At 66.8% G+C, this 25728-nt stretch carries 27 protein-coding genes; 19 read left to right on the top strand and 8 right to left on the bottom strand.

What is annotated here, in order from left to right; genetic code table 11:
• Window positions 1-124: 124 nt before the first annotated feature.
• From rplM to glmM, 3 genes are all read left to right on the top strand, one after another.
• The gene (rplM, locus tag NFL01S_RS09465) at window positions 125-568 is read left to right on the top strand and encodes a 50S ribosomal protein L13 (RefSeq protein ID WP_062973506.1); all 444 of its coding nucleotides are present in this window, start codon (window positions 125-127) and stop codon (window positions 566-568) included.
• Window positions 565-1077: a 30S ribosomal protein S9 gene (gene rpsI, locus NFL01S_RS09460; RefSeq protein WP_084492538.1), complete on the top strand. Its 513-nt coding sequence runs from the start codon at window positions 565-567 to the stop codon at window positions 1075-1077. The genes rplM and rpsI overlap by 4 nt, the downstream gene beginning before the upstream one ends.
• 193 nt (window positions 1078-1270) lie before the next feature.
• Window positions 1271-2653, top strand: a complete 1383-nt coding sequence (glmM, locus tag NFL01S_RS09455; protein WP_062973504.1) for a phosphoglucosamine mutase — start codon at window positions 1271-1273, stop codon at window positions 2651-2653.
• 12 nt (window positions 2654-2665) lie between these two features.
• Here glmM and NFL01S_RS09450 read toward each other — a convergent pair whose 3' ends face one another.
• Window positions 2666-3136, bottom strand: a complete 471-nt coding sequence (locus NFL01S_RS09450) for a hypothetical protein (protein WP_062973502.1) — start codon at window positions 3134-3136, stop codon at window positions 2666-2668.
• A gap of 506 nt (window positions 3137-3642) precedes the next feature.
• Here NFL01S_RS09450 and NFL01S_RS09445 point away from each other — a divergent pair.
• The 5 genes from NFL01S_RS09445 to NFL01S_RS09425 all read left to right on the top strand — a co-directional run bounded on the left by NFL01S_RS09445 (window position 3643) and on the right by NFL01S_RS09425 (window position 7107).
• On the top strand, window positions 3643-3834 hold the full coding sequence (locus tag NFL01S_RS09445; RefSeq protein ID WP_062973500.1) for a PspC domain-containing protein: 192 nt from the start codon (window positions 3643-3645) through the stop codon (window positions 3832-3834).
• Window positions 3835-4149: 315 nt separating this feature from the next.
• Window positions 4150-4458, top strand: coding sequence for a DUF6802 family protein (locus NFL01S_RS09440; protein WP_033243442.1), 309 nt, complete (start codon window positions 4150-4152; stop codon window positions 4456-4458).
• A 131-nt stretch (window positions 4459-4589) separates the two neighbouring features.
• Window positions 4590-4895, top strand: coding sequence for a hypothetical protein (locus tag NFL01S_RS09435; RefSeq protein WP_062973499.1), 306 nt, complete (start codon window positions 4590-4592; stop codon window positions 4893-4895).
• A 128-nt stretch (window positions 4896-5023) separates the two neighbouring features.
• Window positions 5024-6511: a mucin-associated surface protein gene (locus NFL01S_RS09430; protein WP_157116386.1), complete on the top strand. Its 1488-nt coding sequence runs from the start codon at window positions 5024-5026 to the stop codon at window positions 6509-6511.
• 50 nt (window positions 6512-6561) lie between these two features.
• Window positions 6562-7107 (top strand): hypothetical protein, encoded by a 546-nt coding sequence (locus NFL01S_RS09425; protein WP_062973495.1) that lies wholly within the window; start codon window positions 6562-6564, stop codon window positions 7105-7107.
• 191 nt (window positions 7108-7298) lie between these two features.
• On the opposite strand, the gene NFL01S_RS09420 is transcribed toward NFL01S_RS09425, so the two are convergent.
• The 3 genes from NFL01S_RS09420 to NFL01S_RS09410 form a co-directional block, all read right to left on the bottom strand.
• Window positions 7299-8489: an NAD(P)/FAD-dependent oxidoreductase gene (locus NFL01S_RS09420; protein WP_062973493.1), complete on the bottom strand. Its 1191-nt coding sequence runs from the start codon at window positions 8487-8489 to the stop codon at window positions 7299-7301.
• A gap of 227 nt (window positions 8490-8716) precedes the next feature.
• The gene (locus NFL01S_RS36275) at window positions 8717-8953 is read right to left on the bottom strand and encodes a hypothetical protein (RefSeq protein WP_062973491.1); all 237 of its coding nucleotides are present in this window, start codon (window positions 8951-8953) and stop codon (window positions 8717-8719) included.
• Window positions 8954-9014: 61 nt separating this feature from the next.
• Window positions 9015-9899, bottom strand: coding sequence for a poly(ethylene terephthalate) hydrolase family protein (locus NFL01S_RS09410; RefSeq protein ID WP_062973489.1), 885 nt, complete (start codon window positions 9897-9899; stop codon window positions 9015-9017).
• 36 nt (window positions 9900-9935) lie between these two features.
• Here NFL01S_RS09410 and glmS point away from each other — a divergent pair, with 36 nt between their 5' ends.
• Window positions 9936-11819 carry a glutamine--fructose-6-phosphate transaminase (isomerizing) gene (gene glmS, locus NFL01S_RS09405; protein ID WP_062973487.1) on the top strand — a complete coding sequence of 628 codons (1884 nt, stop codon included), beginning with the start codon at window positions 9936-9938 and terminating at the stop codon, window positions 11817-11819.
• A 349-nt stretch (window positions 11820-12168) separates the two neighbouring features.
• On the opposite strand, the gene NFL01S_RS09400 is transcribed toward glmS, so the two are convergent.
• Window positions 12169-12579, bottom strand: coding sequence for a cupredoxin domain-containing protein (locus NFL01S_RS09400; protein WP_062973485.1), 411 nt, complete (start codon window positions 12577-12579; stop codon window positions 12169-12171).
• A gap of 65 nt (window positions 12580-12644) precedes the next feature.
• Between NFL01S_RS09400 and NFL01S_RS09395 the strand changes: the two genes are divergently transcribed.
• The 7 genes from NFL01S_RS09395 (at window position 12645) to tsaD (ending at window position 19328) form a co-directional block, all read left to right on the top strand.
• Entirely contained in the window at window positions 12645-14102 is a 1458-nt protein-coding gene (locus NFL01S_RS09395; RefSeq protein ID WP_062973797.1) for an NAD(P)H-hydrate dehydratase, read from the top strand.
• Between the two features lie 200 nt (window positions 14103-14302).
• Complete coding sequence (alr, locus tag NFL01S_RS09390) at window positions 14303-15451, top strand: alanine racemase (RefSeq protein ID WP_062973483.1); 1149 nt, start codon at window positions 14303-14305, stop codon at window positions 15449-15451.
• A 56-nt stretch (window positions 15452-15507) separates the two neighbouring features.
• The gene (locus NFL01S_RS09385; RefSeq protein WP_084492536.1) at window positions 15508-16527 is read left to right on the top strand and encodes an alpha/beta fold hydrolase; all 1020 of its coding nucleotides are present in this window, start codon (window positions 15508-15510) and stop codon (window positions 16525-16527) included.
• On the top strand, window positions 16520-17020 hold the full coding sequence (gene tsaE, locus NFL01S_RS09380) for a tRNA (adenosine(37)-N6)-threonylcarbamoyltransferase complex ATPase subunit type 1 TsaE (protein WP_062973478.1): 501 nt from the start codon (window positions 16520-16522) through the stop codon (window positions 17018-17020). The genes NFL01S_RS09385 and tsaE overlap by 8 nt, the downstream gene beginning before the upstream one ends.
• Before the next feature lie 51 nt (window positions 17021-17071).
• Window positions 17072-17779 (top strand): tRNA (adenosine(37)-N6)-threonylcarbamoyltransferase complex dimerization subunit type 1 TsaB, encoded by a 708-nt coding sequence (tsaB, locus tag NFL01S_RS09375; protein ID WP_062973477.1) that lies wholly within the window; start codon window positions 17072-17074, stop codon window positions 17777-17779.
• A 2-nt stretch (window positions 17780-17781) separates the two neighbouring features.
• Window positions 17782-18294: a ribosomal protein S18-alanine N-acetyltransferase gene (gene rimI / locus NFL01S_RS09370; RefSeq protein WP_062973474.1), complete on the top strand. Its 513-nt coding sequence runs from the start codon at window positions 17782-17784 to the stop codon at window positions 18292-18294.
• Window positions 18291-19328 (top strand): tRNA (adenosine(37)-N6)-threonylcarbamoyltransferase complex transferase subunit TsaD, encoded by a 1038-nt coding sequence (tsaD, locus tag NFL01S_RS09365; protein ID WP_062973472.1) that lies wholly within the window; start codon window positions 18291-18293, stop codon window positions 19326-19328. The genes rimI and tsaD overlap by 4 nt, the downstream gene beginning before the upstream one ends.
• Window positions 19329-19914: 586 nt before the next feature.
• On the opposite strand, the gene NFL01S_RS09355 is transcribed toward tsaD, so the two are convergent.
• Entirely contained in the window at window positions 19915-21498 is a 1584-nt protein-coding gene (locus tag NFL01S_RS09355) for a DUF7159 family protein (RefSeq protein WP_062973468.1), read from the bottom strand.
• Between the two features lie 507 nt (window positions 21499-22005).
• Here NFL01S_RS09355 and groES point away from each other — a divergent pair.
• Window positions 22006-22308 carry a co-chaperone GroES gene (gene groES / locus NFL01S_RS09350; RefSeq protein WP_033243423.1) on the top strand — a complete coding sequence of 101 codons (303 nt, stop codon included), beginning with the start codon at window positions 22006-22008 and terminating at the stop codon, window positions 22306-22308.
• Window positions 22309-22413: 105 nt separating this feature from the next.
• Window positions 22414-24021: a chaperonin GroEL gene (groL, locus tag NFL01S_RS09345; protein ID WP_062973466.1), complete on the top strand. Its 1608-nt coding sequence runs from the start codon at window positions 22414-22416 to the stop codon at window positions 24019-24021.
• A gap of 57 nt (window positions 24022-24078) precedes the next feature.
• Here groL and sigK read toward each other — a convergent pair whose 3' ends face one another.
• Entirely contained in the window at window positions 24079-24693 is a 615-nt protein-coding gene (gene sigK / locus NFL01S_RS09340; RefSeq protein WP_084492535.1) for an ECF RNA polymerase sigma factor SigK, read from the bottom strand.
• A gap of 144 nt (window positions 24694-24837) precedes the next feature.
• Window positions 24838-25131 carry a WhiB family transcriptional regulator gene (locus NFL01S_RS09335; protein WP_062973464.1) on the bottom strand — a complete coding sequence of 98 codons (294 nt, stop codon included), beginning with the start codon at window positions 25129-25131 and terminating at the stop codon, window positions 24838-24840.
• 268 nt (window positions 25132-25399) lie between these two features.
• Between NFL01S_RS09335 and NFL01S_RS09330 the strand changes: the two genes are divergently transcribed.
• Complete coding sequence (locus NFL01S_RS09330; protein WP_062973463.1) at window positions 25400-25630, top strand: hypothetical protein; 231 nt, start codon at window positions 25400-25402, stop codon at window positions 25628-25630.
• Window positions 25631-25728: the final 98 nt, after the last annotated feature.

Raw genomic sequence — 25728 nt, 5'->3', positions numbered from 1 at the left:
CTGCCCGGCTGGTATCGTGGTCCGCTGGTGTGCGGAACACCGAGGCCCGGGTCTCAACCGGCCGCCGGGAACTTCTCGTCCGCGCATTTTGGCCGGCAGCATCGACGACAGACAGGGAAGCACTGTGCCTACGTACAGCCCGAAGGCGGGTGACGTGACCCGGCAGTGGTACGTCATCGACGCCACTGACGTAGTGCTCGGCCGTCTTGCCGTTCAGGCAGCGAATCTGCTGCGTGGCAAGCACAAGCCGACCTACGCTCCGCATATGGATGGTGGCGATTTCGTCGTCATCATCAACGCCGACAAGGTTGCCATCAGCGGCAACAAGCGCGACGGTAAGCGCATCTACCACCACTCCGGGCATCCCGGCGGCCTCAAGTCCCGCACTATCGGTGAGGTGCTGGATACCCGCCCCGACCGCCTGGTGGAGAAGGCCGTGAAGGGCATGATCCCCAAGAACAAGCTCGGCAACGCCATCGCCGGCAAGCTGAAGGTGTACGCGGGCCCGAACCATCCGCACGCCGCCCAGCAGCCCGTTCCGTTCGAGATCAAGCAGGTGGCCCAGTGACCGCTCCCGAGGAATACACCGAATACGACGAAGCGGTCGTCGAAGACGCCGCCGCCGAGGTCCTGGACGAGGGTGTCGTCTACGAAGACGATGCCGAGTTCGTCGAGTTCGCGGCTCCGCTGGACCGTCCCGTCCAGACCGTCGGCCGCCGTAAGGAAGCCGTGGTCCGGGTGCGCCTGGTGCCGGGTACCGGTAACTTCGTGCTCAACGGCCGCTCGATCGAGGACTACTTCCCGAACAAGGTGCACCAGCAGCTGGTGAAGTCCCCGCTGGTCACCGTCGAGCGCCTGGAATCGTTCGATGTGTTCGCGCGCCTGCACGGCGGCGGCCCCTCCGGGCAGGCGGGTGCGCTGCGCCTGGCCATCGCCCGTGCGCTGACCGTGGCCAACGCCGATGATCGTCCCGCGCTCAAGCGCGCCGGGTTCCTCACTCGTGACCCACGTGCCACCGAGCGTAAGAAGTACGGCCTCAAGAAGGCCCGTAAGGCGCCGCAGTACTCGAAGCGCTGATATCACCGGTGCCGGCCTGTCCGCTCACGGTATGTGGGTGGGCAGGCCGGTGTCGGTTCCGAGAGCAGGCGACCAGCCGGAGTCTGGTCGCCTGCTCTCGTGCTATATCTACCGCGGTGCTCGTCGGCCGGCCGTCTCGACGGCGTTACGGCAGGAGCGTCGCGCGCTGTGGACTCACTGACAGGGGCAAGGTATGGGACGTTTGTTCGGCACCGACGGCGTACGCGGGCTGGCCAATGATTCGTTGAGCCCGGAACTCGCGCTGCGCCTCGCGGGCGCGGCGGCGCAGGTTCTGGGTACCGAGGTGCGGTCCGGTCGCCGCAAGGTCGCGGTGGTGGGCCGGGATCCGCGCGCGAGCGGGGAGATGCTGGAGGCCGCCGTCACCGCGGGGCTGACCGCCGCCGGAATGGACGTGTTACCCGTCGGTGTGCTGCCGACTCCCGCCGTCGCCTACCTGACCGCCCTGCACGGTGCGAGCCTCGGAGTGATGATCTCGGCCTCGCACAATCCCATGCCCGACAACGGGATCAAGATCTTCGCGGCGGGCGGGCACAAGCTCGACGACGGCGTCGAGGACCGTATCGAGGCCGTCGCGGGCGCCGGTGATTTCGTCCGGCCGACCGGCGCGGGTATCGGGCGGGTGCTCGCCGCGCCGGGGTCGCGGCATCCCGGATTCGATATGCCCGAATTCAGTCTCGAAGGCACCCATGAGCGTTATATCGAGCACCTCGTCGAGGTCACCGGCCGCGACCTGAACGGCCTGACAGTTGTCGTGGACTGCGCGCACGGCGCCGCGTCGGAGGTCGGTCCGGCCGCCTACCGGGAAGCCGGCGCGCAGGTCATCGCGATCAACGCCGAACCCGACGGCCTCAACATCAACGACGGTGTGGGTTCGACCCATATGGAACAGGTGCAGCGCGCGGTCCGCGAACACGGCGCCGATCTGGGTCTGGCCCACGACGGCGACGCCGACCGCTGCCTGGCCGTGGACACCGCCGGCGAACTGGTCGACGGCGACGCCATCATGGCCATCCTCGCTCTCGGTATGCACGAAGCCGGAACCCTGGCCGAGAACACTCTGGTCGCCACCGTGATGAGCAATCTGGGTCTGCATATCGCGATGCGTGACGCCGGAATCACCGTGCGCACTACCGGTGTCGGCGACCGCTATGTGCTCGAAGAACTACGCAGCGGCGGGTTCACCCTCGGCGGTGAACAATCCGGGCATGTGGTCTTTCCGCGTTTCGGTACCACCGGTGACGGTGTCCTCACAGGCCTGCAGTTGATGGCGCGGATGGCCGCGACCGGAAAACCGCTGGCGGAGTTGGCGAATGTGGTGCAGAAGGTGCCGCAGGTGCTGGTGAACGTGCCCGTCACCGATAAGGCGGCGGCTACCGAGGCCGCGGAGGTGCGTGCCGCGGTGCAGGAGGCCGAACGCGTGCTCGGGGAGTCGGGACGTGTTCTGCTGCGCCCGAGCGGTACCGAGGAACTGGTCCGGGTGATGGTGGAGGCCACCGATCCGGCGCAGGCCGAGGAAATCGCCGACGATATCGCCAAACGGGTAGCGGCCGTATAGGTCACGACGTCGTCAGCGCAGGCTCCAGAGGAAGCCGCTGAACAACACCAGGAATCCGCCGATCTCGCCCACCACGAGCGCGATCATGGTGACCCTGAGCTCCACACCGATCTCGCCGCGGAACTGGTTGGTGGTGTCGCGGCGAAATCCGTGCCACGCGTAAGTCGCGATGGCGCCGGCGAAGAACGCGAGGACGATCGCGGCGGCCACCAGGTTCACCGCGGTCGGCCACGCGCTGAGCTCGGTGAACACGGCCAGCAGTAGTCCCGCGAACGCATACATCAGGGCGGCGCGGTGCGCGATATCGACGTATACGTGCGCCGCGCCCTCCGGTGAGGTGCGGATGCCGTGATATTTCCACGTACCCAATACCAGGGCAGACAGGAAGATGAGGCCGGTCGCGACCAGGGCGAACAGAGTATCCGCGCCGAGCTGCGCCGAGAGCGTGTCCGATGCGGCGAATCGTTCGACGATGTTCTGCATACCACTCCTGACCTGCACATGAACCGATCCTGTACCCCGTCATCTTGCCTGCGTACCGGCCCGAGGCCTCGAGGCCCCCAGCGACGAGGGCCAACTGCTGGGTGTCCGTGCGGGTGGCCACCGGCGGCCTCGAGGAAGCGGGCCGCAATTGTTTCGACCGGAGGATGAACCCGAGCCGGTGTTCTGGACAGGTATTCGTGGGCTTTCTTGCGGTGGGTTCGGGCTGGGCCGGCGTCTGTCCTACGAGAAAGCGGCGTGTGCGGTCGAGCTCTCGACGCGCGCGAGCCGGACGACGGCAGGGGCGACACCGGGGGCCGCCGGTGGCGGTCGCGGTGAAAACAGCGAGGCGCCCCCAGGCCGGGCGGCTGGGCAGACCGGAGATTCGGGGTCGACCCTGAGTCCGGATACGCCGGATATCAGGGTGAGTATCGGTATCGCTACCGATGCGCGCCCACGCCACGGCGCGGACAGTGGAGTGTGTAGTCCCCGTTATCGAAAGGACCGCCATGACCGCCCCCACACGCCGCTTCACACGCTCCACCACCGACAAGTGGGTCGGCGGTGTCTGCGGCGGTATCGCCGAATACTTCGGCTGGAGCTCCGGAATCGTCCGCCTGCTCTTCGTCGTATCCTGCGTGCTCCCCGGCCCGCAGTTCCTGGTCTACCTGGTGCTGTGGTTGCTGATGCCCAAACGCTGATCGCGCGCCGGAACCCTCGGCTCACCATCAGCCGCAGGCCAAGCCCCGTTCCCGTATGGGAGCGGGGCTGTGCTGTATTCCGCATGGTTGCGCTGCCCATTCGGGCGCTGCGGCGCCGACCGTGCTGCCCTCGGGCACACGAGGGCTCGCTTTACCGACGGAGTCGCCTCGGTCCCCGACCGGTTGAGCTGTGCCAACCGGCGATGCGCTCGACCGGCCGCGCTGCGGCGGGGATCCGGGGGCTGCGTTCCGGTGCCCGAGATGGAAAGATAGGCCGAAACCCGTAGCGCCGATAGATGGAACTCAGGAGGACCCATGCCCGTATCCGGTGAGTTCCCAGGTCTCGGAATGCCGAGCTTCGACGCCACCTCATCGCTGGACAGCCTGGGTCCGGTCGAGATGGAAAGCCCCACCCAAGATCTCGACGGCGACGGCATCCTCGACACCTTCACCACCACCAACTCGGACTCGATGAGCGTCTGGACCGACTCCGACCTCGACGGCTACGCCGACCAGCTGAGCGTGGTGGAGAACGACGGCGACTACGCTGCCTGGGAGTACCACCGCAACCCGGACGGGACCGGCGAATGGCGGCAGACAGACCAGGGGACAGTGGGGGAGTAGGAACGTTTCGAACGTCCGGGGCCGGAAGGGAACCGAACCTCGGGCGGGCGCGTCGAATCAAGTAGCAGCAGAGCGCCGCAGGGCCGATCGGGGAGTTCCCGGGAGGGGCGGGCAGGACGGAGGGGAGATCCATGAGTACGGGTGAGGTCGGGGTTCAGGGCGATGGCCTGGTGAGTCTGGGAACCAAAATGCGTGACAGCGCAGGCGTCGTGAACGGGCAGGTGCAGCAGGTGGCTATGGTGGCTCCCACCGACACCGGTTTCGGATACAAGACGCAAGGCGACGCAATTCATAACGGCCTTCTGGCGGTGCAGCAATGGCTGAAGGACTGGTCCGAAGCCACGCAGTTGACTGGTGATGCGATGGGGCAGACCGTCGTCGAAGTATCGACCGTGGACAAGGAAAACTCGGACAACACTCAGCAGGCTGCGAGCTGACCATGGAGAATCGTAAATGCTCCGAACTTATCGATACGGGATCGAGAGCGCTACGGTATTTCGAAATATTGGAGGTTCGCTACCTGCGATGGGTCGGTGACGCAACGTCTCCGAACTTTCGGCCTTACGTGGATCTGCACAAACTTTTCTATCAGCATAATGGATTGAATGAAGATGCGTTCAGGCGGTCTGCCGATGCATTGAGGATCGTGATTGATCGAGTTGCCGCCGAGCGAAACCAGCAGGCGGTTTATGCACAAACGATCCCTACGGTTTGGTGGGGCGAGGCGGCAACTGCGGCCTCGAATATGATGGCGACGCAACTCGAACTTTCTGCGGCTGATCTTGATATCGTGCGCAAGGTTCACGAGGAAATGGACGCAGCTCCGCAGGCTCTCCGAAAGGCGCTTGCGATAGAGGCGGATGCGGCTGCGGGTATTTCGGTTGGCGACGATATCAAGGTCGACAATAAGACGCCCGAAGATATCGACAGTATCATCACTTTTGCTCACGGATACGGATGGAGTTCGAGTCTCGGCAGCGATACTCTGGTGGACAAGATGAATCGGATATTCCCCGAATGCGCTCAGTCGGGCCATACTCTGATGATCGTTCAGCCCGGCGGTGACGACCCTGAGCATACTTACAATGGAAAAATGAAGGCCCGTTGTATCAGTTGGCTGAATGATACCTTCAAAAGGGAGTACGAGGAAAACCTCGGCGAGTTTATTGGCGCTTGCGACCGAACGAACCAAGACCTGGCGAACGCCTACAACGAGCTGGCCAATGCATTCGCGAAATTGAACGGGACGAAGTATCCGTGCCCGAAGGTTTCGCAATCGCCACAAACTACGAACCCGGCCGGGACCACGACCGGCCAGCCGACGGGTACCGGAACGCCGACGACAACGGGGACGCCGTCGACCACAACAGCACCGTCCACGACCACGCCCTCGACGACTACGGCCAATACCGACAACCCACTGTCGACCATTGCGGCGTTGGGAACCCAACTCGCTTCCTCGGGTATCGGGACCCAGGTGACCGAGGGTCTGAACAGTTTGGTGAGTTCGGCAACGCAGCAGATCACGAGCACACTCGAGCAGCTGCGGGAGCAAGCCGAGGACGTACTCGATCCGGGGGATGACGAAGAGCCCGACAAGGATCTCGATGGTGACGGCAATCCGGATAAAGATGCCGACGGCGACGGTAAACCGGATACTGAGGACGATAAGGGTGTCGAGTTCAACGGTCAGAGCTATAAACTGGAAGTTGGATCCGATGGCCAGTTGAAACTTGTGGTGGATAGCTCGACCGGTGACCCGGTCACATACAAAATCGAAGTCGGACCGGACGGTAAGCCGGCGATCGTCAGCGAGGACTCACCTGGCGAAACAGTTCCGCCGGAGACGGAGAATCAACAGCCCACTAATCCACCTGCGGGTGTGCCAGGAGCTCCGAGCGGAAAACAACAGGAAGATGGGGAGCATCAGCCTCAGAGTTATCCGCCACCACAGCAACCGGAGGAGGAAGCGACTGAACCAGAGCTGTCGGCTCCGCCCCCCGCTCCCCCAGTCGATACCGGTGCCCAATTGGCAGAAGCAGGTCCGCTGTAGACAGGCGGGATTCCCGGTGATGGTTTTCGGTTGTAGTCGGTGAGGTAGATATGGCGAGCGAAGTTGAACGGATCGGTGAGGAATCCCGCCGGTACGCCGAACATATGGTGGCGCGGATGGCGGAGGCGAAGGCCCGGCGCGAAGCTGAGAATCGCCAGGTGGCCGAACAGTGGGCGGCCGAGATGAACCAGTTCTGGCAGGAAATGGCCGAGTATGCAGCCGGTCAGGAGGGCAACGGGCGTGATCAGCCGGTTGACGCGGGCGATCGACCTCATGAGCATCAGGCACCTCCGGCCGAGCGGCAGTCTGGAGCGGAGCCATTTCGACTGCGCGAAATCGAGACGCACCAGTCGCGGGATCAGGAGCTGCGCAGACAACAGGAGACTTTCGCTCCGCACGTCACAGGTGGCGGGTCCTTGTACCGAAGCTATGAAACCGGATCCCTGTCGCAACCGGTGCAGGGTGGCGAGCTGGACGCGCGTGAGGCAATCGCGCGCTCCGCTGCGGCGCGCCGCAGAAACAACATCGTTGCTCCGGTAGACGACGATGGTGACGACGAGGCGAAGTATTACCAGCGAGGTAGCTGGCTGGTCTGACGGCGTTCCTGGATCTCTCGAGTGGGCCGTCGGAGGCAAGGACCTGTGCGGTGGTTATGACTGTCCGCACCGAGCTCGGACAGTCGGTGTCGGTGAGCATCGCGTAGACGACTTCGAGTCGATACCGGCGTGTCAGGTGCTGGATCTTGCGACCGGGTGTATCCGGTCGGCTCCAGGCGGATTTCGATGTTCTAGGTGACCGGTGCCGACGCGTTATCGCGCTGTTCCTGCAGTAGTTGTGGGCGGTGTTTGCCGTCCTTGAGCCAGCGGTGGGAGCCCGGCTTGTGCGCTTCGGTCGCCAAGTGTTTGATACCTGCCTCGCAGGCGAATTCCTTGAGTTTCTTTCCCGCGAACCCGCTGAGGTACAGCCGCATCCCGGTTTCGTCCTTGTGGCCGAGCTGGTAGATCCCGGCTTCGCGACCGAAGCTGAGGCACATGGCGGGGAAGGCGAGGTCTATCGGGGCCGGCTGTTCGCCCGCGATGCGGTGCAGGATGGTGTCGGCGGCGTGGGCGCCAAGGCAGTAGGCGGTGTAGGCGCTCATGCGGAACGGGAGGTTCGAGGGGGCCGCCGAGTCACCTGCCGCGATGATGCGGTCGTCGTCGACGCTCGTCAGTGTTTCGTCGGTGAGCAGGCGCCCGGTGGTATCGGTGCGCAGTCCGCTGCGCTTGGCCAGGTCGGGTACGTCGAAACCTGCGGTCCAGATGGTGAGTTCACTCGCGAGTGTCCGGCCGTCGCCGAGTTCGACGGCGCCCTGCGTGACCGCCGTGACCGTCGCGTCGGAGCCTTCGATCACGGTCGCCCCCAGCCGGGCGAAGTACTTGCGGGCAGTGCGCCGGGCCTTCGGGTGCAGATAGGCGCCGAGAACACTGCCGCAGATCAAGGTGACCGCACGTCCCCGCTCGGCCAGTTCCGCGGCGGTTTCGATACCGGTCGGGCCGCCGCCGATCACCGTCACCGGCGCGGTCATGGGGATATCGAACAACGCCGACCTGAGCCGCTGCGCCGCCTCCAATGTCGCCACCGGGTACGCGAATTCGGCCGCGCCGGGGACTCGCGACACGGCGCCGGAGCTGCCCACCGCATAGATCAGGTAGTCGTAACCGATCGTTGTGCCGTCGGCCAGTGCCAGGCTCCGTTCGGCGGGATCGATTCGTGTCACGCTGTCGACGACCAGTCGGACACCCTCGGCCAGGACGTCCTGATAGTCGACGACCGCATCGTGCGTGCCTCCCACCAGTTGGTGTAACCGTAGCCGTGGGACGAAGATCTCTCGCGGATTGATCACGGTCACCGTCACGTCGTCGCGTTTGGTCAGGCGATTGGCCGCCATCACTCCGGCATATCCGCCGCCGACCACCACCACATCGATGTTGTTGCTCACGGTGTCTCCTTCGTTTCGAGGGTTCGAAAACAAGACAACGCAGCATTGGAAAACCTGACAGCCTGTGATATGGATCACCATAGGTTCGTTAGTGCTCCAGTGCCCGGGACAGCTACGCGCTCGACTCTTCGCGTAGACCGCGGTCGGTCAGAATTCGAGTTCGTCCCAGGGGATGTGAATGGTCAGCGGGCGGACGCCTTCGTGGATCTGTCCCGGCAAGCGATGTCCTACTCGCCGGACCGGCAGTGCCCGGCGTGGCGAGTCATATCGTCGCGGGCATTCCGACGCAGTGCCGACCAGAACGTTCCTGTGTACTGCTGATGCTCGAACGGCCCCCGGTCCGCCCAGACCACGCGGCCGTCCCAGAGTTCGATCTGGGCAGCGAGCTCCTCGGGAAGATTGTCGAGTTGCTCCCAGGTGAGGTATTCGGGCAGGTCTGGGTGCTCGACCTCCGTCGTGGACATCCCGTCATGTTATTCGGCATGCAGGGACGACCGGTGCGAAGTGGTGCTCCGGTCGCGGTGGTTATTTGCGCAGTGTGCGGACCAGCTTGCCTACCGTTGCCGGATCAGGCGTCGCGGCGGCTCGGCGGGTTTCCTCTTGGTCCAGAAGCGCGGCCGCCGGGTCGATGACGTGGGTGTGGCGGATCGACGTCTCCGGGTCCGAGAAGGCGGCGTAGGTCTTGTCGCCGAGGAGGGTGTGCAGGAGGTAGCCCGTGAGGAGGGCGCGGGTGGCGCGGGCCGTTTTCGGTTCGTGTTTGCCGCCGCCGAGAGCGGAAAGCAGGCGGCGGCCCTCGGCGAGGCCGGTGGGGCCGGCACCTTCGAGGGTGCGCAGGATCGCCGGACCCGACCAGGCCGCCGCAAGGGGCACCGCGTTGGAGTTGAGGGAGTCGATATCGGAGACGCCGGCCAGGATCAGAGCGGGCGTATCGATATCGGGGGCCACCGTTTCGGCCGGCGGTGTGGTGGGAGCTGGGAACAAAGGCGTGACCGCGGCCACCCGGCGCTGGGCGGCGGCGAGCACGGCGGCGCCGGCACCCATGCCGTGGCCTGCGAGGGCCAGACGTTGGGGATGGACGGTGATGGTGCCGTCACCGAGGCGGACACCGGTGCAGATATCGAGGGTGGTGAGCAGGTCGGTGGCCAGGTTCAGATGGGAGGCCAGCGGACCGCGTTCGGTATCCGGCGCGGCGGCGACAATGCCCCAGGATGCGAGGTGTTCCAGCAGCGTGGAGTAGTTACCGGCGCGGTTGAGCCAGCCGTGGCCGAAGGCCACAGCCGGTAGGTCGCGGCCGCTCTCGGGCGTGTACACCACCCCGGGCTGGCCCGCGATGGCCAGATTCCCGCGGAGCACCCGGTGCGGGCCGCGGCTGGTCAGAGTGCTCAGAAGTGATTTCACAGACGCCGACACGACGAGAAGGCTAGCCGATAAGTAGTCTGGGGAGCCATGTGCGGAATCGTGGGGTACGTCGGGTACCGGGACGCGTTGGGCGTCGTCGTCGCTGCTTTGCGCCGCATGGAGTACCGAGGTTACGACTCCGCGGGCGTGGCGATTCTCGACGGCACCGGGCATGCCGCGATCGAGCGGCGCGCCGGGCGGCTGAGCAATCTGGAAGAGGCGCTGGACGCCGCGGGGCCGGGCGTGTTCGCCGGGTCCACCGGAATGGGACATACCCGGTGGGCCACACACGGCGCGCCGACCGATCGCAACGCCCATCCGCATCAGGATGCGAGCGGCAAGGTCGCGGTTGTGCACAACGGCATCATCGAGAACTTCGTCGAACTGCGTCGCGAACTCGAGGACGCCGGGGTCGAGTTGCGCAGCGAAACCGATACCGAGGTCGCCGTGCACATGGTGTCGCGGGCCTACGCCGAAGGGGCGACCGCGGGCGATTTCGAGGCCAGCGTGCTGGCTGTGCTGCGGCGGCTCGAGGGCGCGTTCACGGTGGTCTTCACCCACGCCGACCATCCGGGCACGGTCGTGGCGGCCCGGCATTCGACCCCGCTCGTGGTGGGTGTCGGCGAGAACGAGATGTTCATCGCCTCCGATGTCACCGCGTTCATCGAGCACACCCGAGAAGCCGTCGAGCTCGGTGAAGGCCAGGCAGTGGTGATCACCGCCGACGGCTACCGCGTCACCGATTTCCACGGCTCCACCGAGGGCGTGCACTCCCGGCCGTTCACCATCGACTGGGATCTGGCCGCCGCCGAGAAGGGCGGCCACGACTACTTCATGCTCAAGGAGATCGAGGAGCAGCCCGGCGCGGTCGCCGATACGCTCATCGGTCATTTCGACCAGACCCCCGGCCTGGACGGCCGGATCGTGCTGGACGAGCAGCGCCTTTCCGACCAGGAACTCCGCGATGTGGAGAAGGTGTTCGTGGTGGCCTGCGGCAGCGCCTATCACTCCGGTCTGGTCGCGAAGTACGCCATCGAGCACTGGACCCGGCTGCCCGTCGAAGTGGAGCTGGCCAGCGAATTCCGTTACCGCGACCCGGTGCTGGACCGCTCGACCCTGGTGGTCGCGGTATCGCAGTCGGGTGAGACCGCCGATACGCTGGAAGCCGTCCGGCATGCCAAGAGCCAGAAGGCGCGGGTGCTGGCGGTCTGCAATACCAACGGCGCGCAGATTCCCCGCGAATCCGATGCGGTGCTCTACACCCGCGCCGGGCCGGAGATCGGGGTCGCCTCGACCAAGGCGTTTCTCGCCCAGGTGACGGCGAACCTGCTGGTCGGGTTGGCGTTGGCGCAGGCGCGCGGCACCAAGTATCCCGACGAGGTGGCTCGCGAGTTCGCCGAGCTGGAGGCCATGCCGAAGCTGGTGGACCGGGTGCTGGAGACGGCGCCGCAGGTGCGGGCGATCGCCCGGGAACTGGCGCGGGAGCGGACCATCCTGTTCCTCGGCCGCCATGTCGGCTACCCGGTGGCGCTCGAAGGTGCGCTCAAGCTGAAGGAACTCGCGTATATGCACGCGGAGGGTTTCGCGGCGGGTGAGCTCAAGCACGGTCCGATCGCGTTGATCGAGGACGGGCTGCCGGTGATCGTGGTGATGCCGTCGCCGAAGGGGCGCGGGGTGCTGCACGCCAAACTGCTCAGCAATATCCGCGAGATCCAGGCCCGGGGTGCGCGCACGATCGTGATCGCCGAGGAGGGGGACGATCTGGTCCGGCCGTTCGCCGACGATCTGATCGAGATCCCGTCCGCGCCGACGCTGTACCAGCCGCTGCTGTCGACGGTTCCGCTGCAGATCTTCGCCGCCGAGGTGGCGCAGGCCCGCGGCTACGACGTGGACAAACCGCGTAACCTCGCCAAATCGGTGACCGTCGAGTAGGAGCCGCTGCCTCCGCTTCCGTTGTACGCGATGATATGTGGTGCTCTGGCCGCCCCGGAGTCAGGGCCCACGGCGTCGACTGACCGGCGAGTGCCCGGCCGGGGACACCGCGACACCGGTGGGGCGTGTCTCCGATTGCCTCGACCGGCCCGTCCGTGCGTGCGCTGCTGTTCTATACGCGAGTATCGAGCGCGTCGCCGGCCTCGCACGTGGCCTGCGGATGCGCCCTGACGCGTCCGTAGCGAGTACCCACGTGATAGCCGGCGCGCGGCACCCTCGAGCTCTCGCGGCGGACCGGCTCGCTGAATTCGGCCCGTTCCGGAAAGGTCCGCTCTCAGCAGTGTTCCGGTCAGGCTTCCTCGACGGTGATCGTTCCCCGCATATCCGGGTGGATCGGGCACAGGTAGCGGTACTCGCCCGGTGAGGTGAAGGTGTAGCTCCAATTGCCGACCTCGAACAGCGGGCTGTTCAGGCCCATCGCCTTGTCGCCGATGCCCTGGACACCGTGCGGGATATCGCCGTCGAAATGCCAGGACACGGTATCGCCCGCGGTGATGGTGATCTCGGCCGGTGAGAACGCGTCCTCCTCGACGAACACGGTGACCGTCGCCTCCGCGTTTTCGGTGTTCTCCGCCGCCCCGGTGACCGACGTGTCGGAGCGGGAAGGCGCGGACTCGTCGGATCCGCAACCGGCCAGCAGGGCCGCCACGAGCGAGAGTCCGGCGACGGCGGCCGATACGGCACGGTGAGGTCGGGGCATGACGGCCAAGCGTAGTCTGCTGGCGTCGTTGGCTGTCGACTGCGGAGGTGTGTTCGGTGGGCGAACTGGCCGGTTATTACACCGCTGATGAGGTGCGTGCGGCGGAGGCCGAATTGTTCCCCCGGGTCCCTGCGGGGATGCCGATGCGGCGCGCCGCCTACGGGCTGGCCGCGGTGGTGACGGCCGAACTGCGCTCCCGCAGTGGTGGAGTCGCCGGCCGGAGGGTCGGGCTGCTGGTGGGCTCCGGGGACAACGGCGGGGATGCCTTGTGGGCGGGATCGATGCTGCGCCGGCGTGGTGTGGCGGTTACCGCGGTGCTGTTGAAACCGGAACGTGCCCATGCTGCCGGACTTGCCGCATTGCGCCGGGCCGGGGGCAGGGTATGTGCTGAACCGGATGCGGCCCTTGGAGAATTGGCCGGCGCGGATGTGGTGGTGGACGGGATCGTCGGAATTTCCGGACGTGGGTCGTTGCGTCCTGATGCGGCGAGAATCGTCGCGGAGCTGACCGTTCCGATCATCGCCGCCGATCTGCCCAGCGGTGTCGATCCGGATACCGGGGCGGCCGACGGGCCCGCGGTGCAGGCGGCGGTCACTGTGGCGTTCGGTGCCCGAAAACCGGTGCACGCGTTGGCGGCGTCGCGTTGTGGCCGGATCATACTGGTGCCCATCGGTTTACGACTGCCGGAGCCGAAGCTCGCCGCGCTGGAACCGGCGGAAGTGGGCGCGGGCTGGCCCGTGCCAGGGGCGGAGGACGACAAGTACACGCAGGGAGTTGTCGGGGTGCATGCCGGCAGCGAGACCTATCCGGGCGCGGCGGTGCTCTGTACCGGGGCGGCGGTCGCCGCGACCTCGGGAATGGTCCGTTATGTCGGAACCGGGGGCCCGGCCGTCCTCGCGCAGTACCCGGAAGTGATCGTGACCGCCGAGCCGGCCGCGACCGGCCGGGTCCAGTCCTGGGTATTCGGCCCCGGCTCCGGAATCGACCGCGGCGCCCGCGATCGCCTCGCCGAGATCCTGGCCACCGATCTACCGGTGGTAGTCGATGCCGATGGTCTCACTCTGCTGGCGCAGGAACCCGAGCTGGTCCGTCGTCGCCGGGCAGCTACCGTGCTCACCCCGCATGCCGGCGAGTTCACCAGGCTCACCGGCCGTGAACCCGGTCCGGATCGCGTCGCGGCGGTGCGAGAACTCGCCGAAGCATGGCAGGTCACGGTGCTGTTGAAAGGACGGGCGACCTTGATTGCCGAACCCGGGAGGCCGGTGCTGGTCAACGAGGCCGGTGGATCCTGGTCGGCCACGGCCGGGGCCGGCGATGTGCTGTCGGGTGTGATCGGTGCCCTGCTCGCCGCGGGCCGGGAACCGGGATGGGCCGCGGCCGCGGCGGCGCGGGCGCACGCAATCGCCGCCGATATCGCCGCGCACTCCGTGGACTCCGGCACCGCCCCGATCTCGGCAGGTCTTCTCCTACGCCATCTCAGGCAGGCCATCGCGCATTTGCGGGCTCTATCGCCCGGTCGATGAGGCGACAGCTCGTAGGATGCCGGCGGGCGGGGCGGGTTCACGACGTCGAAAGGCGGTACTGCCGCCCGGCAACCCGAGACGTTGCACGACTGCAGGAGTCCGGTCTTTTCCGGGCCGGGTGAACTCCGGTGCCACCGGATGGGCCGATGCTGGTCGGTGAGGCATATGCAGGTGGGCATCGAACTCGACCATTCGGGGAGATGGCAGTATCGGCAGATGTGAATGGGCAAGTGGAGACGATCGTCGATCTGGATGCCATCGCGCACAATGTGGGCGTTCTGCGGGCACACGCCGGCGACGCCGCGGTGATGGTGGTGGTCAAGGCCGACGGTTACAACCACGGGGCCGTCGAGGTCGCGCGGGCGGCGCTGGCCGCGGGGGCGGCCGAACTCGGGGTCACCACGATCGAGGAGGCGGTGGCGCTACGGGGCGCCGGGATCGAGGCACCGATCCTGTGCTGGCTCAATGTCTGTGACGCCGATTACGCCGCCGCCGTCGCCGCCGATATCGAGATCGGTATCTCCTCGCCGGAACAGCTGGCAGCGGTGGCCGCGGCCGCCCGGGAGCTGGGCCGCCGCGCGATCGTCACGCTGAAGGTCGATACCGGGCTCAACCGCAACGGTGTCGACCCGCTCGTCTATCCGAGAGTGCTCGCCGACCTGCGCAAACTGGTCGACGAGGACACCGTCCGGTTCCGGGCGATCTTCTCCCATCTCGCCCATGCCGACGAGCCGTACCACCCGGTGATCGATCGGCAGCGTGACCGGTTCCTGGAAGCCATCGCCACGGCCAAGGAGTACGGGCTGGAACCCGAACTAGTCCACCTGGCCAATTCCGCGGCCACCCTGACCAGGCCGGATCTGGCTTTCGACATGGTCCGCCCGGGGATCGCCGTCTACGGCCTGACGCCCGTCCCGGATATCGGCGAATTCGATCTGCGGCCCGCGATGACCTTCCAGGCCGAAGTGGCGCTGGTCAAGGAGGTGGCCGCGGGGGAGGGTGTTTCCTACGGCCACGAGTGGATCGCACCTGCCGCCACCACGGTCGCGTTGATCCCGGCCGGGTACGCCGACGGAGTGTTCCGGACGCTCGGCAACCGGATGGAGGTGTGGGTCGGTGGCCGCCGGCGGCCGAACCGGGGGCGGGTCTGTATGGACCAGCTCGTGGTCGACCTCGGTGACAACAGCGACGGGGTCGCGGAGGGCGATACCGCCATCATGTTCGGCCCCGGCACCCGCGGGGAACCGCGCGCCCAGGACTGGGCGGACCTCCTCGGCACCATCCACTACGAAGTGGTGTGTGCGCCACGCGGCCGGGTACACCGTTGTCATAGGGGAGGAGCACGGTGAAACCAAGGGCGACGTTGTTGCGGGGTGGGCTGGCCACGGCCGGTGTAGTGGGCGTCATGGCCGGTGTGCATGCGCTACGCCGGGCGGGTGCGAAAGTGCTGTGGCCGCCGGTGCGCGACGAATACCGGGACGAGAACTTCGCGCTGATCGATCTCGACCGCGCCGGCGAGGTGATCGCCGACGACGGTGTCTGCCTGGCCACCCGCGAATGGGGCACCGGCGATGCGGAGGCGACCGTGGTTTTCATCCACGGGTTCTGTAACAGCATGGAGTCCTTCCATTTCCAACGCCGGCATCTGGCGCAACGCTGGGGCTCGCGGCTGCGGCTTGTGCTGTTCGATCTGCGCGGGCACGGCCGGTCGGGTACCCCGGAAACCGACAGCTGCACGGTGAACCAGCTCGGCCGCGACCTGCTCACGGTGATCGATGCCAAGGCACCGCGTGGACCGCTGATCCTGGTCGGGCATTCTCTCGGCGGGATGGCGGTGCTGGCCGCTGCCGCGCATGCGGGTGATCTGTTCACGCAGCGCGTGCGGGCTGTGGCCCTGCTGTCCACCGCCGCCGCGGAGGTGACCTCCGCCGGGATCGGCCAGCTGCTGCGCAATCCGGCGATCGACGGGTTCCGGCTGGCCGTGCACACCGCGCCGGCGCTGGTGCAGGCCGGACGGGTCACCGCCCGGCATATCATCACGCCGATCCTGCATGCATGTTCGTTCCACGGCCCGGTGAGCCCGACCCTGTCGCGGTTTACCACCATGATGATCGACCGGACACCGGTGGAAACCGTGGTGAAGTTCCTGAAGGCCATCGAATTACACGACGAGGCCGCGGCACTGCCGGTGCTGCGCGATCTTCCGGTTCTGGTACTCGGCGGTATCCGCGATCTGGTGATCCCGTTCCGCAATTCCCGTGCGCTGGCGCGGGAATTGGCCGATTGCGAACTCGTCCGGCTGCCGGAGTGCGCGCATATGCCGCAGCTGCAGTATCCGGACGAGACGAATGCCGCCCTGGATCGGCTGCTGCTTCGCGCCGGGGTGGTCGGCAAGGACGATCTGAGCGAGGCCGCCGGTGGCTGATCACAGCGCGGGGCAGCCCACCACCCCCGAGCAGCGGTTCGAGCGCGAACTGCCGACCGTCGCCGATACCGAGGCGCTCGGCCGCGAACTCGCGAGCGGCCTGCGCGCGGGTGACCTGGTGGTACTCGACGGCCCGCTAGGGGCCGGCAAGACTGCGCTCACCCGCGGTATCGCCGCAGGTCTGGGGGTCGGTGGCCGGGTCAGTTCACCGACCTTCGTCATTGCCCGCCGCCATGCCGCGGGCCCGCGCGCGGACGGTCCGCCGGTGCCGCTGGTGCATGTCGATGCCTACCGGCTCGGCGGCAGTCCGGACGAACTCGACGCCCTCGATCTCGATACCGAGCTCGACGACGCGGTCGTCGTGGTGGAGTGGGGTAGCGGTGTAGTGGAACGGCTGACGGGCCGCCATCTACTCGTGCGGATGGCCCGCGAACCGGAATCCGAAGTGCGGACGGCTACTTGGGAGTGGGTGGCCACCGGCCCCGGCGAGTAGCCGTGCGCCACCATCGTGTGCGGTCGGTCACCCGGTATCGTGGACCAAATCATGCTTGCACTTGCTGTCGACACCGCGACGCCTGCCGTCACGGCGGGACTGGTCGAGCTGGAGCAGGCGGCGGCCGGTGCGAACAGCCCGGGCACCGCCCGCCCGCGGACCCTCGCCGTCCGGACGCTCGTCGATGCCCGCGCCCACGCCGAAGCGCTCACCCCGCAGATTCTGGAATGTATTTCCGAAGCGGGGATCGCCCGCACGGATATCGCGGCAGTGGTGGCCGGGATCGGTCCGGGACCGTTCACCGGGCTGCGTGTCGGAATGGCCACCGCCGCCGCGTTCGGTGATGCGCTGGGCATTCCGGTGCACGGTGTGTGCAGTCTGGATGCCCTCGCCGCCGACTGTGCCGATGAACTCGGCCCCGACGACGAACTGCTGGTCGTCACCGACGCCCGCCGGCGCGAGGTGTATTCCGCGCGGTATCGCGGCCACGGTATCCGCCGCATCGCCGGACCCGAGGTCGGCAAACCCGCCGACCTGGATATCGCCGGCGCCACCAAGATCGCCGGATCCGCGGCGCATACCGCAATGTTCGATCTGCCCGTGCTGCCCGCGCAGACTCCGTCGCCTGCCGGTCTGGCGCAGGTGGCGGTGCCCGCGTTGCTGTCGAGCGCGACCCCGGAGCCCCTGGTTCCGATGTATCTGCGGCGACCCGACGCGGTCGAGAAAAGCTACCGCACCCTCGACCGGATGGGAGCGTGACGATGGGGATCCGGATAGCACCCATGGCACCGGCCGATATCGCAGGCTGTGTGGAATTGGAGCAACTGCTGTTCCCGGAGGACGACCCGTGGCAGGCCGTATCGTTCCATTCGGAGCTTTCGGCCCGCTACAACCGCTACATCACCGCGCGCGACGAGTCCGGGCGGATGGTCGGCTACGCGGGGATCGCGTTGCTCGGCGATGCCGAGCATCCGGAAGCCGAGGTGCACACCATCGGGGTCGATCCGGCCTGCCATCGGGCCGGCATCGGCACCGTTCTGCTGGAAGCGCTGCTGGCCGAGGCCGGGCGCCGTGGCGGCCCGGTGTTCCTGGAGGTGCGCACCGATAACGCGCCGGCGATCGCGCTGTACGCCAAACACGGTTTCCACATCATCGGCCTGCGCAAGAACTACTACCACCCCAGTGGGGCCGACGCGTACACGATGCGCCGGCCCGCGCTGGAAGATGTTCCGGCGGGTGTGGTCCCGCGTACTCCGGACGGGGTGCTGTCGTGATCGTCATGGGGATCGAGAGTTCCTGTGACGAAACCGGCGTCGGAATCGTACGGCGCCATCCGGACGGCAGCTGTGAACTTCTCGCCGACGAGGTGGCCTCGAGCGTCGCCGAACATGCCCGCTTCGGTGGGGTGGTTCCCGAGATCGCGTCGCGTGCCCATCTCGAGGCGATCGTGCCGGCCATGCGCCGCGCCCTGTCCACCGCCGGGATCGTCGCCCCCGACGCCCTCGCGGTGACCATCGGGCCCGGGCTCGCGGGCGCCCTGCTGGTGGGTGTTGCGGCCGCCAAAGCCTATGCGGCGGCCTGGGATATTCCATTCTATGCGTTGAACCATCTCGGCGGTCACGTCGCCGTGGACACGCTCGAGCACGGCCCGATGCCGCCGTGTGTGGCGCTGCTGGTGTCCGGTGGGCATACGCATCTGCTGCACGTCGAGGATCTGTCGCGGCCACTGATCGAATTGGGCAGCACCGTGGACGACGCTGCCGGTGAAGCCTTCGACAAGGTAGCCCGCCTGCTCGGCCTCGGATACCCCGGAGGTCCCGCACTCGACGCGGCCGCAGTCACCGGCGATCCGGCGGCGATCGCCTTCCCCCGCGGAATGACCGGCCCGCGCGACGCCCGCCACGATTTCTCCTTCTCCGGCCTGAAAACCGCAGTGGCCCGGTATGTGGAGGCGCAGCACAGGCAGGGGGTCGAGGAGTTGCCGATACCCGATATCGCGGCCTCGTTCCAGGAAGCGGTCGCGGATGTGCTGACCATGAAAGCGATCCGGGCGGCCCAGGATGTGGGCGTGGACACGCTGGTGCTCGGCGGTGGCGCCACCGCGAACACCCGAATCCGCTCCATGGCCGAAGAGCGATGTGCCGCCGCGGGATTGACGCTGCGGATACCGAAACCGCGGCTGTGCACCGATAACGGGGTGATGATCGCCGCGCTGGGCGCTCATGTGATCGGTGGCGGCGCCGAACCCTCGCCTCTGTCCGTGGCCAGCGATCCGGGGCTGCCGGTATCGGTCAGCCAGGTGAGCTGAGCGGTCCATAGGTTTCGGCGTTTCGGCCTCCGGTTCGCCCCGGCCACCGTGTCCACGGCCGGCCGCGATGCCGGGTGTGCAGGAACCGGCCTGTCCCGTATCGACCGCGGACCGGGTAGGTGGTTATCGAAAGGTGTTGCCGGGGCCGTCGAGGCGGAGGGCACCGGTATGACTCGCCTGCACGTGGTGCGGGTTTGTCGCGCCTCTGCGCCCGCGGTGAACGTGCGCGGCACCGATATCGCCATCCGCTGCCGAACGGCCGTACCGTCCGGCGTGGCGCGATCCGAACACGCCGATGCGGCAGCGATGCAGTCCGGATTTACCGGCTCGACGGCGACTACCCCTGCGACCAGCGGGGATCGGTCGATATCGCGGCGCGAACGCCGTGGCACGCGGCTACCCCGCCGGGGAATGCCCAAGATCCGGTGAGTCGGCGTGGACACTGTGCGCGCGACCCCGAACTCTGGACCGCGGCTGCGTCGACGCTTCCGAACGCGACTTCCGCGGCCCGGCCGGACCGGATCGTGACGGTCGGCTCATCACGTGGCACAGTCGAAAACACGCGCTGTACGGGGAACAGAGGGTGCTACCCCGCGGATCCCGTCCCGGGACGACGGGGTGCCGGCGCGGGTGGCGGGGGCGTGGCCTGGAAGGTGGTTTCGGTGCTCTGGGTGCCTTCCTCGGAGGGCCTGTCCGAGGTGGACGGTGCATCGTCCGGGGCGGGTTGATCTTCGAGGGGCAGCGGCGGTGCGAGGACACCCGGGCCGAGCCCTTCCGGGAACGGGATGGGTGGCAGGTTCGGGTCCGGGCGCAAGGTCGGCTGCGAGGACGGCGGGGTGGTGGTGCCGGTGATCGTCGTCGGTTCGGTGGGTGAGGTCGGTTCGCCGCTGGTGGAGGGTGCCGTGCCGGTGTGGGGCTCGGTGGTCACCGGCGGTTCGTAGGTGGGCTCGTAGGTCGGTACGTAGGGTGCACCGGTATCGGCGGGTTCTTCGATCGGCTGCGGTGCCGCCTCGGTGGTGGTGGGAGCAACAGAGGTGGTCGGGGCGGCCGTGGTGGTGGGCGGTCCCTGCGCGCTGCTGGTCGTTCCGGCGGGGGAGACCTCGTCGTCGGAATTCGGTGTGCCGGTGTTCACTCCGTACCCGACGATCAGCCCGACCACCACGATGGCGCCGGCGACCGTACCGAACGCCTTGAGCAGAGTGTTCCCGGACTTGTCGGGGGTGAGTGCGCCGATCGGCGTGGTGGCGCTGGCGGTATCGGCGAGCAGCGCGGCGCCCTTGGCGATCACGGCGTCCGGATCCGGCACTGTCAGGACGGGCAGATCGAGTTCACTGCGCAGGGTTTCCAGTACCGCCGGGATATTCGCTCCGCCACCGATCACCACGACCGCTTCGGGCGAGCGGTCGGCCAGGCCGAAGGTCATCGAGGTGAACCGCGCCAGTTCGCGCAGTAGACGGGCGGCGAGGAGTTCGAAATCGGTACGGGTGAGTTTGAGTGGCCGGCCGGCGATATGGTCGATCGTGACGGCCTGGGTGACCGAGAGATGTTCTTTGGCGGTACGCGCTCGATTGATCAGCACGCTCCGGTTGGGCCGGGTGCCGCGCCGGGCGTAGTGCTGATCGACCAGATGCCGGTACAGCAGATCGTCGATCGCGCGCCCGCTGACCGTTGTGGTACGGGCGGTGTGCAGGACCGTGCCGTCGGCCGGATCGGCTACCGACACCGTGCAGCCGGAGGCGCCGAGGTCGATCACCGCGACCGTGCCGTATCGGTCCAGCAGGCCGGTATCGCGCAGGAAGGTGAGTGCCGCGGTGGTCTCCGGGACCAATTGCGGTTCGCGATGTTTGCCGGTGGCCATCCGGATGGCCTGGGCCTGTTCCTTACCGCGGTAGGCCACGGCGACGCCGGTGGGCGGGCGTTCGGCGACGACGTCGAGGCCGGAGGTCCGGGGGGCGGGAACATGCGGTCCGAAAACGGCTTCGTGCTGATGGCTCCCGGGCAGTTGGGTCGTCATCAGCTCGATCGAGGACGCGACGAGATCGCCGAGGTCGGAATGTTCCTCCGCCGAGACGACCCGGTAGTCGAACTTCCGCGCGCCATTGGCCGCGGTGGTGACCAGTGCGGAGCACACCACCTCGTTCCCGGCGGAGATGCCGAGCGACGTACGCATATTCTCTTCACCTCCTTTCGAGCGGAACCTCGTCGTTCGCGCCGGCCTGTCCGGACATGGGGCGAGGCTGTTCGCGAGACCATCGCCGTCTGCGGGAAGCGGTGGGCTCGCGAACAACCATCACCCATGGTGCCACGATCTGTTATCCGAACGTTACAGAGTCGGAGAATCATTGGGAAGCCCTGTTTCTCTGGGGTTACCCGCCGTGGTCCGCCCCAACCCGGCGACCAGCGGCCACGTTCGCCGGCGTGTTGGTGACAGCGAGATCGTTTCGCTGTGACCGGGCCCATCGGCGGGTTGGCACCGCCTGCCCTTGAGCGCTGGCACTCTCATGTATAGAGTGCTAGCTGGCACCGATTGTTGCCCGGTGCCAGGCTTGACTACTGAGCAGGCGGTCCCGGCACCCGCGACGACGGGGCTATGCGCAGGGTCAGCATCGTGACCGAATCGATGGTCCGGGACAACAGTTCCGGACGACCGTTATCCCCTGAAAGTGGAGGGCTCAACGTGGCGAGCGTGAACATCAAGCCGCTCGAGGACAAGATCCTCGTCCAGGCCAACGAGGCCGAGACGACGACCGCCTCCGGCCTGGTCATCCCTGATACGGCCAAGGAGAAGCCGCAGGAAGGCACTGTTGTCGCCGTCGGCCCCGGCCGGTGGGACGACGAAGGTGAAAAGCGCATCCCGCTGGATGTCGCAGAGGGCGACACCGTCATCTACAGCAAGTACGGCGGTACCGAGATCAAGTACCAGGGTGAGGAATACCTGATCCTGTCCGCGCGCGACGTGCTGGCTGTCGTCGGCAAGTAATCCGACTGCCGCGCATGCATTCCGCCCCGGTGTCGAACGCTGACCCGGGGCGGAGTGCGTTGTGCCACACAACTCGAAGCGCACCAGATACAGGAGCGAAGACATATGGCAAAGCAGATCCAGTTCGACGAGCAGGCTCGCCGGGCACTGGAGCGCGGTGTCGACAAGCTCGCCGACGCGGTCAAGGTCACACTCGGCCCGCGTGGCCGGCATGTGGTGCTGGCCAAATCGTTCGGCGGCCCCACCGTCACCAACGACGGTGTCACCATCGCGCGTGATATCGATCTCGAGGATCCGTTCGAGAATCTCGGCGCCCAGCTGGTCAAGAGCGTCGCCACCAAGACCAACGACGTGGCCGGTGACGGCACCACCACCGCCACCGTGCTCGCCCAGGCGATGGTGCGCGGCGGTCTGAAGAACATCGCGGCCGGTGCCAACCCGATCGCCATCGGCGCGGGCCTGGCCCAGGCCGCCGACGCGGTTTCCGAAGCATTGCTGGCCGCGGCCACCCCGGTCAGCGGCGAACAGGCCATCGCCCAGGTCGCCACCGTCTCCTCGCGGGATCCGGAGATCGGCGAGATGGTCGGCAAGGCGCTGACCACGGTCGGCAAGGACGGTGTGGTCACCGTCGAGGAATCCTCCACCCTGCAGACCGAACTGGTGGTCACCGAGGGTGTCCAGTTCGACAAGGGCTACCTGTCGCCGTACTTCATCACCGACAGCGACAGCCAGGAAGCCGTACTGGAGGATGCGCAGATCCTCCTGCACCGCGAGAAGATCAGCTCCCTGCCGGACCTGCTGCCGCTGCTGGAGAAGATCGCCGAATCCGGTAAGCCGGTCCTGATCATCGCCGAGGACGTCGAGGGCGAGGCGCTGTCCACCCTGGTGGTCAACTCCATCCGCAAGACCTTGAAGGCCGTGGCAGTCAAGGCGCCGTTCTTCGGTGATCGCCGCAAGGCGTTCCTCGACGATCTGGCCGTCGTCACCGCCGGTACCGTGGTCAACCCCGATCTGGGGATCAACCTGCGTGAGTCGGGCCTCGAGGTACTCGGTTCGGCCCGCCGCGTCGTGGTCACCAAGGACACCACCACGATCGTCGACGGCGCCGGCACCCAGGACGATATCGCCGCCCGCAGCGCGCAGCTGCGCCGCGAGATCGAGGCCACCGACTCCGATTGGGACCGGGAGAAGCTCGAAGAGCGGCTGGCCAAACTGGCCGGCGGTGTCGCGGTGATCCGGGTCGGTGCGGCCACCGAGACCGCGCTCAAGGAGCGCAAGTACCGGGTCGAGGATGCGGTCAGCGCGGCCAAGGCAGCCGTCGAGGAGGGCATTGTGCCCGGCGGCGGTACCGCGCTCGTACAGGCCGGTACCAAGCTCGACGGTCTGATCGCCGGCCTGTCCGGTGACGAGGCCGTCGGTGCCGAGGTGCTGCGCGACGCGCTGCGGTCGCCGCTGTACTGGATCGCCAGCAACGCCGGCCTCGACGGTGCCGTAGTGGTGAGCAAGGTCGGCGAGGGCAAGGAAGGCTTCAACGCCGCCACCCTGACCTACGGTGATCTGCTCACCGACGGTGTCGTGGACCCGGTCAAGGTGACCCGCTCGGCCGTCATCAACGCCGCCTCGGTGGCGCGGATGGTGCTCACCACCGAAAGTGCCGTGGTGGACAAGCCCGCCGAAGAAGAAGACGACCACGGGCACGCTCACGCCCACTGATCCGATCCCCCGGCCGGCTACCGGCCGGGGGCGGTAGGGACACAGAGAACGGGCCGTTCACACTCTGCGCGGAATGTGAACGGCCCGTTCTCGTATCGGCCGCCGCTCGCCGATGGGCGGGGCGGCCGCCATACTCTTCTTCAATCTGAGCAGTCCGTCTCTGATCCGGGATTTGACGGTCGGCAGGCCGATATCGAGCTGCCGCGCGACCTCCGCGTACGTCCGGCCGTCGTAATAGGCCAGCGAAATCGCCTCGCGCTGGTTGTCGGTGAGGCTACGCAGGCCGACCACCACGGCCTGATGGTCGAGTTTGCGTTCGACCTCCTCGATGACCTCGTCGTAGTCGTGGCCGATTACCCGGGCGCCGTAGGCAATCTCCCGCTGAGTATGTGCCTGTTCGGCGCGTACGCGGTCGACCGCACGGCGATGCGCCAGTGTCATCAGCCAGGTCACCGCCGAACCGCGGGTCGGGTCGAAACTCGCGGCGGTACGCCAGGTCTGCAGGTAGACCTCCTGCGTCGTTTCCTCGGCGAACCCCGAATCCTGTAGGACACGTAACACCAGACCGAAGACCCGCGTACGGGTCCGATCGTAGAGTTCGGCGAAAGCTTCGGCGTCCGAATGGCCACAGCGCTGCAGCAGCGCTGAGAGCTCGATACTCTCGTGTGTCATCGGTCATAACAATAACCCGACGCTATGACCGAGACCGTATGTGGCCCCGCGGAAGAGGCGGTGTCGCACCCGGTATGGCAGCCACCGCAGCGTGCCGGGCGCCGCGGAAACAGGCCCTGCCACGGCAGATGCCGACCGGAAGGGCTATACCGCCATACGGCGCCGGTTGCGGCGCGCGTGCATTTCGCGTTCGGTTTCCGACATCCCGCCCCAGATTCCGTAGGGCTCACTGACCTTCAGTGCATGTGACCGGCACTGCATGAGGACCGGGCAGGTCCGGCAGATTTCCTTGGCGCGCAGCTCGCGAGCTGCCCGGGCCCGGCCGCGCTCCCCGTCGGGATGGAAGAACACCGCCGAGTCCACACCCCGGCAGGAACCGCGCATCTGCCAGTCCCAGACATCGGCGTTCGGTCCGGGAAGGTGGGTGGGCATGGGCATGGGTTGAACTCCTCGTAGACGCGAGCTCGTCGGCATTGTCGAGCGAGTGATGGGTCAACTTCTCGGGTGGCGCCCGGCGTTCGTGTGAACGCGCGGACCGTAGGCATCCCGGGCGGTTTTTCGCCCGGCGCCGTTCGTGGCGATGAGCTACGTTAGGGGTAACGGGGAAATTCCGTCAACAGTTCGGCGCGCTTATTTGTCGAATATTTTGCGGCATGAATTTAACCCACCTGGCTGTTTACTTCCGCTAATCTTCCGGCGATACTGTGTGGTTACCCGGCGCCTGTTCCTCGATCCGTCGGCGCTGGTCGACGTTTTCGCAGGTCGTGACCATGGGCTGGACCGCAGGAACGGTCCGGACCTGAATGCGTACACGATCCACGCCCGGATCGTGGCCGGAATCGCTGATCTCGGTACGATTACAGATGGCGGCGGGGCGGCTTCTGGGTTAATTAAGCGAAACGTTGCTGAATTCGATGCGTATCTGCTCATGGATTGATGGGCGGAGTTTAACCTGATCGAAACACGGTCGATTCGATTAATGCTGAAAGATTGCTGAAACGTCCACCTCGGTTCGGTCGGGCCGAATCGCCGGCC

It is taken from the genome of Nocardia flavorosea NBRC 108225, assembly GCF_001613385.1.
GTDB lineage: Bacteria > Actinomycetota > Actinomycetes > Mycobacteriales > Mycobacteriaceae > Nocardia > Nocardia flavorosea.
The sequence above is the reverse complement of the archived record's forward strand: the minus strand, read 5'-3'. Positions and strand labels throughout refer to the sequence as shown.